The 13,883-nt window shown below is 71.6% G+C and carries 13 protein-coding genes and 1 tRNA gene; 8 read left to right on the top strand and 6 right to left on the bottom strand.

Annotated features, from left to right (window positions below; all coding sequences use genetic code 11):
• The first annotated feature begins 127 nt into the window (after positions 1-127).
• Positions 128-604: a transcription elongation factor GreA gene (greA, locus tag CKO41_RS07670; RefSeq protein ID WP_200252962.1), complete on the top strand. Its 477-nt coding sequence runs from the start codon at positions 128-130 to the stop codon at positions 602-604.
• A gap of 64 nt (positions 605-668) precedes the next feature.
• Complete coding sequence (locus CKO41_RS07675) at positions 669-1,289, top strand: DUF2726 domain-containing protein (RefSeq protein ID WP_200381729.1); 621 nt, start codon at positions 669-671, stop codon at positions 1,287-1,289.
• A 38-nt stretch (positions 1,290-1,327) separates the two neighbouring features.
• Here CKO41_RS07675 and CKO41_RS07680 read toward each other — a convergent pair whose 3' ends face one another.
• Genes CKO41_RS07680 through CKO41_RS07690 form a run of 3 tightly spaced genes read right to left on the bottom strand, consistent with a single transcriptional unit; the run spans position 1,328 to position 3,446 of the window.
• A complete protein-coding gene (locus CKO41_RS07680) occupies positions 1,328-1,765 on the bottom strand; it encodes a YqaA family protein (protein WP_338115551.1) in 438 nt (145 codons plus the stop codon).
• 11 nt (positions 1,766-1,776) lie between these two features.
• Positions 1,777-2,466: a gamma-glutamyl-gamma-aminobutyrate hydrolase family protein gene (locus CKO41_RS07685; protein WP_200381730.1), complete on the bottom strand. Its 690-nt coding sequence runs from the start codon at positions 2,464-2,466 to the stop codon at positions 1,777-1,779.
• Positions 2,439-3,446, bottom strand: a complete 1,008-nt coding sequence (locus CKO41_RS07690) for an amidoligase family protein (protein WP_200381731.1) — start codon at positions 3,444-3,446, stop codon at positions 2,439-2,441. The genes CKO41_RS07685 and CKO41_RS07690 overlap by 28 nt, the downstream gene beginning before the upstream one ends.
• 134 nt (positions 3,447-3,580) lie before the next feature.
• Here CKO41_RS07690 and CKO41_RS07695 point away from each other — a divergent pair, with 134 nt between their 5' ends.
• The gene (locus CKO41_RS07695) at positions 3,581-4,123 is read left to right on the top strand and encodes a DUF7931 domain-containing protein (RefSeq protein ID WP_200381732.1); all 543 of its coding nucleotides are present in this window, start codon (positions 3,581-3,583) and stop codon (positions 4,121-4,123) included.
• On the opposite strand, the gene CKO41_RS07700 is transcribed toward CKO41_RS07695, so the two are convergent.
• A complete protein-coding gene (locus tag CKO41_RS07700) occupies positions 4,007-7,678 on the bottom strand; it encodes a sulfite exporter TauE/SafE family protein (RefSeq protein WP_200381733.1) in 3,672 nt (1,223 codons plus the stop codon). The genes CKO41_RS07695 and CKO41_RS07700 overlap by 117 nt on opposite strands.
• Before the next feature lie 224 nt (positions 7,679-7,902).
• Positions 7,903-7,977: transfer RNA gene (locus CKO41_RS07705), tRNA-Glu, on the bottom strand.
• A gap of 157 nt (positions 7,978-8,134) precedes the next feature.
• Here CKO41_RS07705 and pcnB point away from each other — a divergent pair.
• The 5 genes from pcnB (at position 8,135) to panD (ending at position 12,269) form a co-directional block, all read left to right on the top strand.
• Positions 8,135-9,484, top strand: a complete 1,350-nt coding sequence (pcnB, locus tag CKO41_RS07710; protein WP_200381734.1) for a polynucleotide adenylyltransferase PcnB — start codon at positions 8,135-8,137, stop codon at positions 9,482-9,484.
• 4 nt (positions 9,485-9,488) lie between these two features.
• The gene (folK, locus tag CKO41_RS07715; RefSeq protein ID WP_200381735.1) at positions 9,489-10,025 is read left to right on the top strand and encodes a 2-amino-4-hydroxy-6-hydroxymethyldihydropteridine diphosphokinase; all 537 of its coding nucleotides are present in this window, start codon (positions 9,489-9,491) and stop codon (positions 10,023-10,025) included.
• 26 nt (positions 10,026-10,051) lie between these two features.
• Entirely contained in the window at positions 10,052-10,861 is an 810-nt protein-coding gene (gene panB / locus CKO41_RS07720; protein ID WP_200381736.1) for a 3-methyl-2-oxobutanoate hydroxymethyltransferase, read from the top strand.
• The gene (panC, locus tag CKO41_RS07725) at positions 10,858-11,739 is read left to right on the top strand and encodes a pantoate--beta-alanine ligase (RefSeq protein WP_242464078.1); all 882 of its coding nucleotides are present in this window, start codon (positions 10,858-10,860) and stop codon (positions 11,737-11,739) included. The genes panB and panC overlap by 4 nt, the downstream gene beginning before the upstream one ends.
• Positions 11,740-11,888: 149 nt before the next feature.
• Positions 11,889-12,269, top strand: coding sequence for an aspartate 1-decarboxylase (gene panD / locus CKO41_RS07730; RefSeq protein WP_200253896.1), 381 nt, complete (start codon positions 11,889-11,891; stop codon positions 12,267-12,269).
• A gap of 44 nt (positions 12,270-12,313) precedes the next feature.
• Here panD and glgA read toward each other — a convergent pair whose 3' ends face one another.
• Positions 12,314-13,834 (bottom strand): glycogen synthase GlgA, encoded by a 1,521-nt coding sequence (gene glgA, locus CKO41_RS07735; RefSeq protein WP_200381737.1) that lies wholly within the window; start codon positions 13,832-13,834, stop codon positions 12,314-12,316.
• Positions 13,835-13,883: the final 49 nt, after the last annotated feature.

The following is a 13,883-nucleotide window of genomic DNA, read 5'->3' on the forward strand; positions in this document are numbered from 1 at the left end:
CGGTGCCCCTCGAGGTGGGCCGGGCCGGCGGCGACCGGGGCGGGACGGAGCGCCCGCAGGGCGACTTTCACGGTAATACGCGGCCCGCGCCGACGCGCGGTGCCCATCTCACGAGAGGACATCGCCCATGACCAAGGTACCTCTGACCGCCAGAGGCGCTGAGAAATTGCGTGAAGAGTTGGCGCGGTTGAAGAAGACCGAGCGCCCGCGCGTGATCCAGGCCATCGCCGAGGCGCGCGCCCACGGCGATCTGAAGGAGAACGCCGAGTACCATGCGGCCCGCGAGGAGCAGGGCTTCATCGAGGGACGCATCAAGGAGATCGAGGGCAAGCTCGCGGCGGCCAATATCATCGACGTGACGACCCTCAACGCGAACGGCAAGGTCGTCTTCGGCGCCACCGTCGATGTGCTCGAGATCGACAAGGACGCCGAGCACACCTTCCAGATCGTCGGCGACGACGAGGCGGATCTGAAGCTCGGGATGATCTCGGTCAGCTCGCCGATCGCGCGGGCCCTGATCGGCAAGAGCGAGGGCGATGTCGCGGCGGTTCAGGCCCCGGGTGGCCTGCGCGAATTCGAGATCCTCGGCGTGCGTTACGTCTGAGGCCCGCCCAGTCCGGCGGCCGGCGCTGCGGCGGCGGCCGTTCGGCGATCCAGTAGCGACCGCGATGACCTTCTTCTACCTCCTCCTCGGCCTGGCCGTCCTGCTTCTCGCCTCGGCGGCGCTCGCCGTCTGGCGCCTGTGGCGCCGCCAGACCCTGATGCCCTACCGGCTCGAGGACGGGCTCTTCGCACCGGCCGAGGCGGACCTGCTCGCCGCGCTCGATGTGGCCGCCGGCCCGGGTCGGCGGATCTTCGGCAAGGTCCTGGTCGAGGACGTCATTGGTCTCGAGCGCCGCGTCGGCCGGCAGCTCCAGGCGCGCGCCAGCGCCCGGCTCGCCGAGCGCCGCTTCGACTTCCTGATCTGCGACGCGCGGACCCTGCGCGTGCTCTGCGCCGTCGACCTGGTCGGGGATGAGCGCCGCCTCTTCGGGGCCCGAGCCGACGCGACCCTCGCGCGCATCTGCCGGGCCGCCGGCCTGCCGCTCGTCACGGTCACCGCCGCCGAGCGTTACGACCCGACGGAACTCGCCGAGGCCCTCGCCGCGGCCATGGCCCCGCCGCCCGCGGAGGTGCCGACCCGCCTCGACAAGCCGCAACGGCCGCCCGAGGAGGGCCCCCCCAGCCAGGACGAGGATCGCCTGCTCGCCGAACTCGCGGCCGCGATCCGCCACGAGAACACAGACTGAATAAGGGGTCAGAGCCCTTAAAGGTCCCCTCGGTCCCCTCAAAGGAGGCGACCCACGCCCTCGATGAGGCCGAGGAGGATGGCGTAACGGGCGCCCTTGCCGATCGCGGTCAGCAGCAGAAAGAGGTCGAAGCGCACGCGCATCAGGCCGGCGATGAAGGTCAGGGCATCGCCGCCGACCGGGGCCCACGCGAGCAGCAGGGACCAGACCCCGTAGCGCTGGAACCAGCGCTGCGCCGGGGCCAGCGTCGCGGGGCGGAACGGAAACCAGCGGCGGTCCTGATAGTGCAGCAGGTAGCGGCCGAGCGCCCAGTTGACGGCCGAACCGAGCGTGTTGCCCGCCGTCGCCCAGGCCCAGAGCGCGAGCGGTTCGTAGCCGGCCGCGAGCAGGCCGGCGAAGACGACCTCCGAATAGGCCGGCAGCAGGGTCGCGGCCAGGAAGGCGACGAGAAAGAGCCCGAGATACCCCTCCAGCACGGCCCCGTCCGTCAATCTCCGCCGTGGCGTCGTGCCGCGGCGACCAGCCCCCCGAAGAGCCGGCGTTGACGGCGGCTGTAGAGCAGAAACTCCGGATGCCACTGCACCCCGATGCAGTAGTCCTCCCCCGGTGCCTCGATCGCCTGGACGATTCCGTCGAGGTCGCGCCCCGAGACCGCGAGCCCTGGACCGAGGCGGTCGATGCCCTGGTTGTGCAGGCTGTTGATGCGCAGCCGTTCGCACCCGAGCAGGCGGTGCAGTTGGGTACCCTCCGCGACCAGGAGGGTCTTCAGCGGGAGGACCGTGCGCTGATTGGACGTGCGGCGGCGGCGTGAACGCAGTTCCTGGAACAGGTTGCCGCCCAGGCGGACATTGAGCAATTGGGCGCCGCGGCAGATCCCGAGGATCGGCAGACCGCGGGCCAGGGCCTCGTCGATCATGAAGGACTCGAAGGCGTCGCGCTCCTTGTCGTAGCGGCCCGTCACCTGCGGCGCCTCGGCATAGAGGACAGGCTCCACGTCGTGGCCCCCGGTGACGATCAGCCCACGCATCCCGCCCCGCCCGGCGTCGCGCCCGGGGCCGACCTGCAGCGGCCGGGCCCCGGCCAGGCGTAGCGCCAGCGCGACGAAGAGCCGTGGCGCCCGCCCGCCGCGGCGCGGGCCGGTGACGGCGATCAGAGGTCGTCCGGTGCCTTCAGCCACGCGCGGCTCTCGGTGGTCCAGTCCTCGATGAGTCCGCTCAGGGGTCGATCGAGGAAGTCGGCATAGGCCCGGCAGAGCGTGGCGAGGCGCTCGGGCTCGGCGACCAGGTGTTCGATCTGGAGCCAGTCCTCCCAGACCGGCCTGACCCCCCAGCCCGGGCGATCGACCTCGCTGTTCGGCAGTCGATAATGCAGCGTCGGTCGGGCGGTCACGCGTGGGTCGTCGACGACCCGCCGGACCCGTTCGGGATCCAGGTGCAGGAACAACGGCAGCAGGTCCAGCGCGCGGTTGCGGGTCGGGTTGGCGGCCAGGTAGTCGTCGATGAGGCCGGCCAGGTCGGGCCGATAATCGGGGTCGACGACGAGGCGGACGTAGGCCTTCGGGAACGGGGCGACGAAGGCCGTCAGGCGCCGTGCGAGATCGACCTGCGCGCGCCCCTGGAGCCAGTCGAAGAGGCACAGGAAGGCCTGCAGGTAGCGGCGCAGCGTGGTGGCGTCGGTGGCCGGCACCTCGGGGTTGATCTGGAGCCCGAAGGCGTTGATCAGGCTGCCGCCGGTGCCCTGGGCGCCGGCGGCGCGCAGGCGCGCGATGAGCGCGTCGATCTCGGCGAGGCGCGCGAGTGGCAGCGGCGGGCTGACGACCTCGACCGGCACCATCCAGGCGCTCGCGGCGCGCACCAGATCCTCGCCGGCCTCTTCGAGCCCGGCGAGGGCGTCGCCGGCGTCGCGCTCGCGCCGCCCGAGTTCCTTGAGCCATGCGAAGTCGATCTCGACCTGCCAAGGCCCTGCCTGATCCCCGAGGATGGCCCGTTCGTAGCGCCCGTGCTCGGCGATGCGGCCGCCGAAGAAGTCGGCGACGACGGCCACGACGGCCTCCAGCTCGAGCCCGCCCAGCTCGATCTCGACGCCGATGCGCCGCGCCGCGCCGGTGTTCGTGCGTGGCAGCGGCGGGAGGGGGAAGTCCTGTCGCTCGGTCGGCATTGGCTATACTGGCTCAGGTCAAGCGGTCCGGCCCCGGCAGGCTCGTCCGTGCCGGTGAGCCCCGGAGGGTCGTCGTCACCATCGCCCACCCGGAGGCGGCCGTCAACCCGAAAACTTGGATGGGAGGACTACAGGTGGCTGACCTCGACGCGTCGACCCCGGAGCCGGACTTCGTTGACTGCGTGCTCGGCGAGGACGCCGGGACGGTGCGTTGCGCGACGGTCGGGGCCGCCGCGCGGGCCGTCGCCGCGATGGCCGCGCAGGCCCGCCGTGAGCTGACCCTGCTGACCCCGGACCTGGAGCCGGCCCTCTACGACCAGCCGGCCTTCCTCGAGGCGTTGCGCCGGCTCGCGCTCGCACGCGCCGGGCATCGGCCGGTGCGGATCCTGCTGGTCGACGTCGAGGCGGCTGTGCGCCGCAGCCCCCGGCTGGTCGAACTCGCCCGGCGGTTGACCTCGGCGGTGCAGATCGCCGGCGTGCCCGGCGAGTTCGCCGAGTCGTGCGACGCCTATCTGCTCGTCGACGACGATGGCTACTGTCTGCGTCGCCGCGCGGCCCCGTCACCCTGGCTCGTCGACTTCGCGAACCCGGCGACCGTGCGACCGCTGCGCGCCGAATTCGACCGTCTCTGGGAGCAGGCCGACACGCCGCCCGAACTGCGCCGGCTGCACCTGTGACTCGGCCGCCGGCAGGGGCAGGTCGATCCCGCACGGGTCGGCCCCGGCGCGCCCGGCGAACAGGCGCAGGTCGTCGCGCACCAGCGACCAGCAGTACAGGCGCAGGTGGCGGGAGGTGCCGTGCACATCGGCCTCGATCTGGATGCGGGCGCCGCGGCAGAAGAGGCGCACGCAGAGGGTGATCCGGTCGAGGCGGGCGAGTGAACGCCCGAGCGCGTGCCGGCTGATGCGCCCCGGCCCCGTACCGACGTAGAGATCGGCCTGGAGTTCGACGAGATTGGTCGCGATGCGCGGTCGGCCCGTCTCGACGTACTGGAGCGCGCAGTCCGGGTCGCGGCAGTGCTCGCGCAGCGCGAAGGTCAGCTCGCGCTCGAAGAAGACGCAGATGGCGTAGCGCACGTCCTCGAGGCGCCGCTGGGCGCGGCTCAGGCGTCGCGGGTACCAGGTCTGCTCGTCGATCTCCTCGCGGATGACCTGGCGCAGCCGGTCGAACCCCTTCGGCACCGTGCCGCTGTGGAAGCCGCGCATCATCAGCGCGTTCATCGTTTCGCCGTGGGAGCCGACGATGGCCGGCTCCACGCCGATGTCCTCGCCCGTGTCGTCGGCCGCCGGCGGCGCGCGGCGCCGCACATGGTTGGCCTGATAGAGCCGCCAGTTCTCCTTGAACTCCCAGACGAGGAACCCGAACAGCCCGGGCAGCAGGGCGATGGTCAGGGTGACGAGCGGGTACCCGACGACCTTCGGTAGCACCTGGTCGCTGACGTCGATGAAGGCCGTCGTGATCGCCGGCAGGAACGGCAGCAGGATCTTGTGGCCGATCGTCACGATCGGAAAGTGCTTGACCGGGTTGACCTGCGGCTCGACCAGCACGGTCACGTAGAACTGGATGACGGCCTCGGCGAGGCGCCATGCCGGGGCCAGGACGGCCTTCAGCAGCAGGCTGTCGAGGCGCTCGCCCCGATGGTGGATCAGGGCCTCGTCGACCCGGTTCAGCCACTGGGCGAAGCGGCGCATCGTCTCCTTGAAGAAGTACAGCAGCCGCTGGATCAGGCCGATCAGCAGGGCCTGATTGAGGCGTCGCAGATAGAGGACGGTGTTGGTCGAGAGGTTGTCGAGGAAGCGCCGCCCGGCCGGGGTGTTGCGCGCCAGGGTGCCGAGGGCGAAGGCCAGGCCGGCGAGCCACAGGCCGGGCTGGATCGGTACCTCCTCGACGAGCACGGCGAGCGCGATGATCGGGATCAGCGGCAGCGTGCCGATCAGCATCGGGTGCACGAGGTTGCGCCACAGCGCGCGCATCGCCGGGGTCTTCATCAGTCGTGCGACCGGTCCCCAGCGCAGCAACTGCCGGACGCCGTCGTAGAAGAGGAAGCGCAGCAGGGTCCCGACCCCCTGCCACAGCGACACCGCCAGGTGTCGGCCGAGGCCGGTGTGCACGGCGAGGTTCACCAGGGTGCCCGCCAGCAACACGACCACGGGCGTCGCCAGCGGCGGCGGCTGCGACCCGGACGGGATCAGGTGGGCCACGAGGTCGAGCGTCTTCAGGACCAGGAAGGCGCCGCCGAACGGCAGCAGCAGGTGGCGCACGACGGCGCGCCCGTCGTCGGTGCCGAACAGGGGGGCGCCGAGCTGCTGTAGGCCCTTGATATAGAGCTCGCCCGGGCGGTAGACGCCGGGTAGGGCGCGGGCCGCGGCCCGGTCGAAGCGCGCCAGGCGGTCGCCGCGCAGGATCTCGCCGAGCGTCGGGTCGGGCAGGCGCAGCACGTTGCGCGCGACGATGTCGCGCACATCGGTGAACTTCAGGTGGCGGCGGTGTTTGATGACGTCGAGCAGTTCCAGGCGCATCTTCTGCACCGCGATACGCTCGCGGTGGTCGCGCGCGACGAAGTCGGCCTCGCGCATCGCGAACTCCAGGCGCGGCGTGATCTGGGCATCGAGGCGGTTGGTCACGCGCGCATTCAATGTCGCGAGGGCGGTGCGGGCGCGCTCCAGCTCGGCGATCGGCCAGGGCAGGTCCTCTAGCTGTTGGCGCGCCGCATCCAAGGCCCGCAGCGACTTGAGCAGCGGCTGGAACGGCAGCGCCTGGCGCAGGCGGTGGCGCAGCGGATTCCTCAGCCAGTGGCCCAGTCGCAGCCGGTAGTAGTTGCTGCGCCGCTCGGTGAGGACCTGTTCGAGGTGGTGAAGCAAGGTGCGCGCCGTGGCCGAACCCGAGTAGTGCCGGTCGTCCTCGGCGAGGTGCGCGATCAGCGCCTGGAGTTCGTCGGTGGTCGCCGGGGCCAGCCTCCACTTGGCCGCGAGCAGGATCGCCAGCTGCCGTTCGGCATCCGCCTCGCGCGCGGCGATGAGGCGCTCGACGGCGCCTGGGATGGGGCCCGTCGAGCGGTACAGGCGCTGCACGAGGCGGCGGGCGTCGCCGAGGGCGCGCAGGGCGCGCGCGCAGTGGCCGTCGAGCTCAGCGCGCTGGGCGCGGGCGATCTGCCCCTCGAGGGCGGCGAGGCCCAGGTCGCGCCAGCGGGCGGTCCGACCGCCCTGGCCGTTGCGGGTGTCCTCGAAGCCCGGCAGCAGCAGGACGCGGCCGAGCAGGCGCCGACCGACGGCGCGCAGCTGCGCGCCGATGCGCCGCGCCGGCCCCGGCCGGCGGCGCAACAGGGAGCCGGCGCGTATCGCGGCGAGGCAGCGTTCCGCCAGCTCGCTGTCGAGCGCGGCGCCGGGTCGGGCCGCCGCGCTGGCCGGCGGGGTCGCCGCGGCCGGCGTTCGACTCGGTTGGTCGCCCGAACGCTGGTCGACGACCTGGCCGAGGTGGGCCAGGTCGGGGTCGGAGTCGGCGAACGGCAGCCCGATCGGCAGGACCGGGGGCTCGGCCGGTAGCTCGACGTCGCCGGGGCGGCTGCGCGCGAGCAGCTCCGGCTGCCGTCCACCCGGCTCGGGCAGGTCCAGGCCGCTGGCGGCGAGCCACTCGTCGATCTCGCCCCAGACGCGAATCGCCGGGAAGAAGAAGCCGCGGGCCGCAGGGGCGAAGTAGCGCAGCCGCACGACCAGGGCGGCGAAGGTGCGGCAGATCAGATCGTCGTCCCAGATCGGCAGGGCGATGCCGTCGCGCTCCAGGACGTCGCGCACCTCGGCGAAGGCGTGAGGCCCGATCAACCGCGTCAGGGCCGCGGCCCCGTAGTCGTCGCCACCGCCGGCGGCGTCGCGGTGGTCCTGCCAGGCGCGGGCGACCTCGGCCTCGAAGGTGCGCCCCCAGTAGTCGAGCCGCAGGCGGTGCAGGTTGCGTGCCTCCAACCCCAGCCGCGGTGGGCTCGGCAGCAGGATGACGTGGTTCGGCAGCTGAAGGCCTTCGATGACCGACAGGGCCTCGGCGTTCTCGGTCTCGAGGCCGAGCAGGAAATCGGTCCGCGGCATCAGGTAGTAGGGCAGATCCGGCACTGAGACGCCGAGCAGGCGGGTCCCCAGTTGTTCCTCGATCAGCCGCTCGATGGCCCGAGCATGGAACAGAAAGACCCCGTCGGCAGGCTTCAGGACCTGCTGGCGGAAGGCCTTGGCAGTGGCGACGGACACGATGGAGGCTGGGCCGATGCGGGTGCGGGGACGATGGGGGTCGGTGGGGTCTCGATCGGCTGCCGGCGGCGGGTGACGCACGCCGGTGCCCCGAAGCCCGATGGTAAGGCCATCGGCCCTCGGCGGCAACGACGGGTAGGGCGAGCGGTGCCCCGCAAAGAGGCCAGGGGGTGGCGCAGACACGAAAAAGGGCCGCGCACCTGCGGTGCGCGGCCCTTCGCGGTTGGCGCTCCCTAGGGGGTTCGAACCCCTGTTACCGACGTGAGAGGCCGGCGTCCTAACCGCTAGACGAAGGGAGCAGAATACAATCGTGAAAGCGGGTATTATACTGAGACGCCGGCATTCCACAAGCCGCCATTTCGTCTACGGCGGCCCGGTTCGGGTTCTCTCCTGCGCCACCGGGAAGGCCACGACACCCGCGAGATCGAGCCGGCACAGGAGCCCACGCGATACGCCATGCCGGACCAAGACAACACCAACCCCATTCCAACCACCGCCCTCGCCCCGCTGATCGTGCCGCGACCGGATCACCAGGTCTCGCGGGCCAACATCAGCGAAAACGCACTGAAGGTCCTCTACCGCCTGAAGCAGGCGGGCTTTCAGGCCCATCTCGTCGGGGGCGGGGTGCGCGACCTGCTGCTCGGGCACGAGCCGAAGGACTTCGACGTCGCCACCGACGCACGCCCCGAACAGGTGCGCGAGGTGTTCCGCAACTGCCGCCTGATCGGGCGACGCTTCCGGCTCGCCCATGTGCACTTCGGCCGGGAGATCGTCGAGGTCGCGACCTTCCGCGGCGGCGCCCTCGAGGACGACGTCGACGGCGATCGCTGCCTGGAGAACGGGCGGATCGTGCGCGATAACGCCTACGGGACGATCGAGGAGGATGCCCTGCGGCGCGACTTCACGATCAACGCCCTCTATTACAACATCGCCGACTTCTCGCTGATCGACTATGCCGGTGGTCTCGCGGACCTGCGCGCCGGCAACCTGCGGCTGATCGGCGACGACCCCGAGCGCCGCTACCGCGAGGACCCGGTGCGCATGCTGCGGGCCGTGCGCTTCGCCTGCAAGCTCGGTTTTCGGGTCGATCCCGCCTGCGAGCGCCCCCTCTTCGAGCTGGCCGGCCTGCTGCGCGACATCCCGGCGGCGCGCCTGTTCGACGAACTCATCAAGCTGTTCCTCGCCGGCACCGGCCTGTCGGCCTTCGAGAAGCTCCGCTACTACGGCCTGTTCGAGTATCTGTTCCCGGCCACCGAGGCGGCGCTCGCGCGGGAGGAGCAGGCCTTCCCGCTGACCTTCGTCGCCCGTGGTCTGGAGAATACCGACCGGCGCATCCAGGAGGGCAAGCCGGTCACGCCGGCCTTCCTGTTCGCGATCCTCCTCTGGGAGCCGGTGCGCCGGCGTTTCCAGGCCCTGGTGGACGAGGAGGGCATGGGCGCCACCGAGGCGATGTACCTCGCCTCGGGCGAGGTCTGCGCGACCCAGCAGCCGTTGGTGTCGATCCCGAAGCGCTTCGGGTTGCCGATGCGCGAGATCTGGTCGCTCCAGCCGCGTCTCGAGCAGTGCGACGGCAAGCGGCCCTACCGGCTGCTGAGCCATCCGCGCTTCCGCGCCGCCTACGACTTCCTTCTCCTGCGCGCCGAGGCCGGCGAGGCCGACCCGCAGCTCGCCGCCTGGTGGACCCGCTTCCAGCAGGCCGACGGCGAGGAACGGGCGCAGATGCTCGAGGGCGGCGCCAAGCGGCGTCGGCCGCGGCGCCGGCGGCGCAAGCGCCCGGCCGCCGCCCCGGACGACGGCGGGGGTTGAGGCCGTGGCCGTCGTCTACATCGGCCTCGGCAGCAACCTCGCCGATCCGCGGGCCCAGGTCGAGCAGGGGATCGGCGAGCTGGCGGCGCTCGACGGCGCTCGCCTGCTCGCCTGCTCCGCACTCTACGCGAGCGCCCCGGTCGGGCCGTCCGGTCAGCCGGATTACGTCAACGCCGTCGTCGCGTTGGAGAGCCGGCGTTCCCCGGCCGACCTGCTCGCCGCGCTCCAGGGGATCGAGCGGCGTCACGGGCGGCGCCGCGATGGCGCGCGCTGGGGGCCGCGGACCCTGGACCTCGACATCCTGCTCTACGGTCGGCTCGAGACCGTCGTCCCGGGCCTGGTCCTGCCGCATCCGCAGATCCGCCATCGCGCCTTCGTCCTGGTGCCGCTCGCCGACATCGCCCCGCTCGACCTGCCCGTGCCCGGCCAAGGGGTGCTCGGCGAACTGCTGCGCGCCTGCCCGATGCAGGGCGTGGCGCGCCTCGCCGACGCGCCGGCGACCCTTGGCGTGCGCCCGGCCTCGCCCCTATCCTGTTGTTGAGTCCGTTCTCGCACGAGGACCCGATCATGGCCAAAGCTCCGGCCCCAATCACCATTTCGACCCTCGCCGCGATGAAGGCGCGGCGCGAACCGATCGCCTGTCTCACCTGCTACGACGCGAGCTTCGCCCAGCTCCTCGAGCATGCCGGGGTCGAGGTCCTGCTCGTCGGCGACAGCCTCGGCATGGTCGTGCAGGGTCAGGACACGACCGTGCCGGTGACGATCGAGCAGATGGTCTACCACACCGCCTGCGTCGCCCGCGGCCGCGCGCGCGCGCTGCTCGTCGCCGACATGCCGTTTCTGACCGCGGCGACCCCGGAGCGCGCCCTCGCCGCCGCCGGGCGGCTGATGCAGGAGGGCGGCGCCCAGATGGTCAAGCTCGAGGGTGGCGCGGCGATCCTGGATACGGTGCGCCAACTCACGGCCCAGGGCGTGCCGGTCTGCGGTCACCTCGGCCTGCTGCCGCAGTCGATCCACCGCCTCGGCGGCTACCGCTACCAAGGCCGCGACCACGCCGGGGCCGATGCGATCCGCCACGACGCGCTGGCGCTGCAGGCGGCCGGGGCCGGACTGCTGGTCCTCGAATGCGTGCCGGCGGCCCTGGCGCAGGAGATCAGCCTGATGCTCGAGATCCCGGTCATCGGCATCGGCGCCGGCGCCGAGACCGATGGTCAGGTGCTGGTCCTCTACGACATGCTCGGCCTCTATCCGGGCCGCTCGCCGAGCTTCAGCCGCAACTTCCTGCCGGGCCACGCGAGCGTCGGCGACGCGCTCGCCGCCTATGTCCAGGCCGTCAAGTCGCGGGCCTTCCCGGCCGCGGAGCACAGCCCACTATGAGCGCGAGCCTGCGGGTCATCGAGGAGATCGCCGCGCTGCGCCAGCAGGTGCGCGCCTGGCGGGGGGGTGGGCAGCGTATCGCCTTCGTCCCGACGATGGGCAACCTCCATGACGGCCATCTGACCCTGGTGCGCGCGGCCCGCGCCGACGGGGTGCGGCTGGTCGTCAGCATCTTCGTCAACCCGCTCCAGTTCGGGCCGCGCGAGGATCTGGCGACCTATCCGCGCACCCCGGAGGAGGATCGCGAGCGCCTCGCGGCGGCCGGGGTCGATGTCCTGTTCACGCCGAGCGCCGCGGCCATCTATCCGCGCGGCCTCGCCGAGCAGACGCGCGTCGAGGTGCCGGGCCTCTCCGGGATCCTCTGCGGCGCGAGCCGGCCCGGGCACTTCACCGGGGTCGCGACCGTCGTCTGCAAACTCTTCAACATCGTGCAGCCCGACCTGGCCTACTTCGGCGAGAAGGACTTCCAGCAGCTCCTCGTAATCGGGCGCATGGTCGAGGACCTGGGCCTGCCGATCGAGATCGTCGGGGTGCCGACCGTGCGCGAGCCCGACGGCCTGGCGATGAGCTCGCGCAACGGCTATCTGACACCGTCCGAGCGGGGTCTGGCGCCGGCGCTGTATCATGCGCTGGAACGCGCCGGCGCGGCACTGCGCGCGGGCGAGGCCGTCGCCGAGGTCGAGCGCTCCGGGCGGGCGGGGCTCGACGCGGCCGGGCTGCGTCCGGACTACTTCGCGGTCCGCCGGGCGGGCGATCTGGGTCGTCCGGAGCCGGCCGACCGGGACCTCGTCGTGCTCGCGGCGGTCTTCCTCGGCACGACCCGGCTGATCGACAACCTGCGGGTGCGCCGCGGCGGCTCGCGCGATCGACTGGACTGACTCACCCCATCGCGGTCGGGCGCGACCGGGGCGAGGCCCTTTTGTGCGGCGCATCATTTTTCTGCGGCGACCGTCCCCCTTTTCTGCAATAATTGACCCTTTTACTTTCTGGCCGGGCGGTCCCGGCACTGATTCGGAGGTAGTTGGCGATGCAACTGACATTGCTGAAGTGCAAGCTCCATCGGGCCTGCGTGACCCACGCCGAGCTCTCCTACGAGGGCTCGTGCGCGATCGACGAGGAGCTGCTGGGCTTGGCGGGGATCCGCGAGTACGAGCAGATCCAGATCTACAACGTGACCAACGGCGAGCGCTTCACGACCTACGCGATCCGCGCCACGGCCGGCTCGCGGGTGATCTCGGTCAATGGGGCGGCGGCGCACAAGGCGGCCCCGGGCGATCGGGTCATCATCTGCGCCTATGCGGGGATGAGCGAGGAGCAGGCGGCGGTCTTCAAGCCGAGCCTGGTCTATCTCGACGAGCAGAATCGGGTCTTGCGCACCGGCGACGCGATCCCGGCCCAGGCGGCCTGAGGCCTCCCGCCCGCGCGGATCGGCGCCCTCGGCGGTCGCGCCGCTCAGGCGACGCTGCTGATGTCGCGCCGCTCGGCCAACGCCCCCTCGTAGAGGGCGACGTAGCGCCGGGCGCTCTGCTCCCAGCTCAGGTCCTGGCGCATCCCGGCCTGCATCAGCGAGCGCCACTGATCCGGGTGGTCGCGATAGAGGCGCAGGCCGTAGCGGAGTGCGTGCCAGAGGCTGTCGGCGTTGGAGTGATCGAACAAGAGCCCGGTGGCCGTGCCCTCGGCGAGGCGCTCCGGGGTCGCGTTGACGACCGTGTCGGCGAGCCCGCCGGTGCGGTGCACGATGGGCACGGTGCCGTAGCGCAGGCTGTACATCTGGTTGAGGCCGCAGGGTTCGAAGCGCGACGGCATCAGGAAGGCGTCGCAGCCGGCCTCGATGCGGTGGGCGCGATCCTCGTCGTAGCCGATGTGCACGCCGATCTGGTCGGGGTGGGCGCGCGAGGCCTCGAGCATCGCCTGCTCGATCTGGGCGTCGCCGCTGCCCTGCATCACCAGTTGCACGTCCGGGTGGGCCAGCAGCCGCGGCAGCACCGCGAGGATCAGGTCGACCCCCTTCTGCTCGACGAGCCGGCCGATGTAGCCGAAGACGATCGCGCGGGGGGTCTGCGGCAGCCCGAACTCCAGTTGGAGGGCGCGCTTGTTCGGGGCCTTGAGTTCCAGGGTCTCGGGTCCGTAGCGCTGCGGGATGAGCGGGTCCGCTGCCGGGTCCCAGGTCCGGTAGTCGATGCCGTTGAGGATGCCCTGGAAGCGCGTCCCGAGCTGGCGCAGCAGGCCGTCGAGGCCGCAGCCGAAACGCGGCGTCTTGACCTCCTCGGCATAGGTCGGGCTGACGGTGTTGACCCGATCGGAGAAGACGATGCCGCCCTTGATGAAGGACATGCGCTGGTGGAATTCCAGCCCGGTCAGCGACCAGAGCGCCGGTGGCAGCCGCAGCCGCTCGAAGGTGGCGCGATCGAACACCCCCTGATAGGCGAGGTTGTGGATCGTGAAGACCAGCGCCGGGCGCTCGGGTCTGTCGTGCAGCAGGGCCGGGGTGAGGCCGGTCTGCCAGTCGTTGCCGTGGATGATCTCGGGCCGCCAGTCGAGGGCCGGCACGCCGAGGCCGATCTGGGCGATGACCTGACAGAACAGCAGGAAGCGCTCCGGGTTGTCGCCCCAATCGCGGCCGCTGACGTCGATGTAGGGGTTGCCCTCGCGGCCGAAGTACTCGGGGGCGTCGACGAGGTAGAGGGGCACCGCGTGGTCGGGATGGCGCCCCGCGAGCAGCTGCACGGTCGCGCGGGCGCCCGGCGGGCGCAGCGTGGCGACCGGCTCGAGCGTGGCGAGCTGTTTTACCGCCCGCGGGTAGGCTGGGATAATCAGCCGCACGTCATGGCCGAGTTCGCGCAGCGCCGCGGGCAGGCTGGCGGCGACGTCGGCCAGTCCCCCGGTCTTGACCAGCGGGTGCACCTCGCTGCTCGCGATCAGGATGCGCAGCCCCGCTCGGTCGGGGGGCGATGAGATAACGGACTGCTCCATGACGAGCCGCGGGGTTCCGGGTGTGGGGTGTCCCGCCCGTCGCCGATCG

The organism is Thiococcus pfennigii, assembly GCF_016583835.1.
Lineage (GTDB): Bacteria > Pseudomonadota > Gammaproteobacteria > Chromatiales > Chromatiaceae > Thiococcus > Thiococcus pfennigii.

What these genes read in the sequence shown, in the direction of transcription:
- glgA (WP_200381737.1), bottom strand. Translation starts at nt 13,834, where the DNA reads ATGGAGCAGTCCGTTATCTCATCGCCCCCCGACCGAGCGGGGCTGCGC.
- pcnB (WP_200381734.1), top strand. Translation starts at nt 8,135, where the DNA reads ATGCCGGACCAAGACAACACCAACCCCATTCCAACCACCGCCCTCGCC.
- panB (WP_200381736.1), top strand. Translation starts at nt 10,052, where the DNA reads ATGGCCAAAGCTCCGGCCCCAATCACCATTTCGACCCTCGCCGCGATG.
- CKO41_RS07675 (WP_200381729.1), top strand. Translation starts at nt 669, where the DNA reads ATGACCTTCTTCTACCTCCTCCTCGGCCTGGCCGTCCTGCTTCTCGCC.
- panD (WP_200253896.1), top strand. Translation starts at nt 11,889, where the DNA reads ATGCAACTGACATTGCTGAAGTGCAAGCTCCATCGGGCCTGCGTGACC.
- greA (WP_200252962.1), top strand. Translation starts at nt 128, where the DNA reads ATGACCAAGGTACCTCTGACCGCCAGAGGCGCTGAGAAATTGCGTGAA.
- panC (WP_242464078.1), top strand. Translation starts at nt 10,858, where the DNA reads ATGAGCGCGAGCCTGCGGGTCATCGAGGAGATCGCCGCGCTGCGCCAG.
- CKO41_RS07690 (WP_200381731.1), bottom strand. Translation starts at nt 3,446, where the DNA reads ATGCCGACCGAGCGACAGGACTTCCCCCTCCCGCCGCTGCCACGCACG.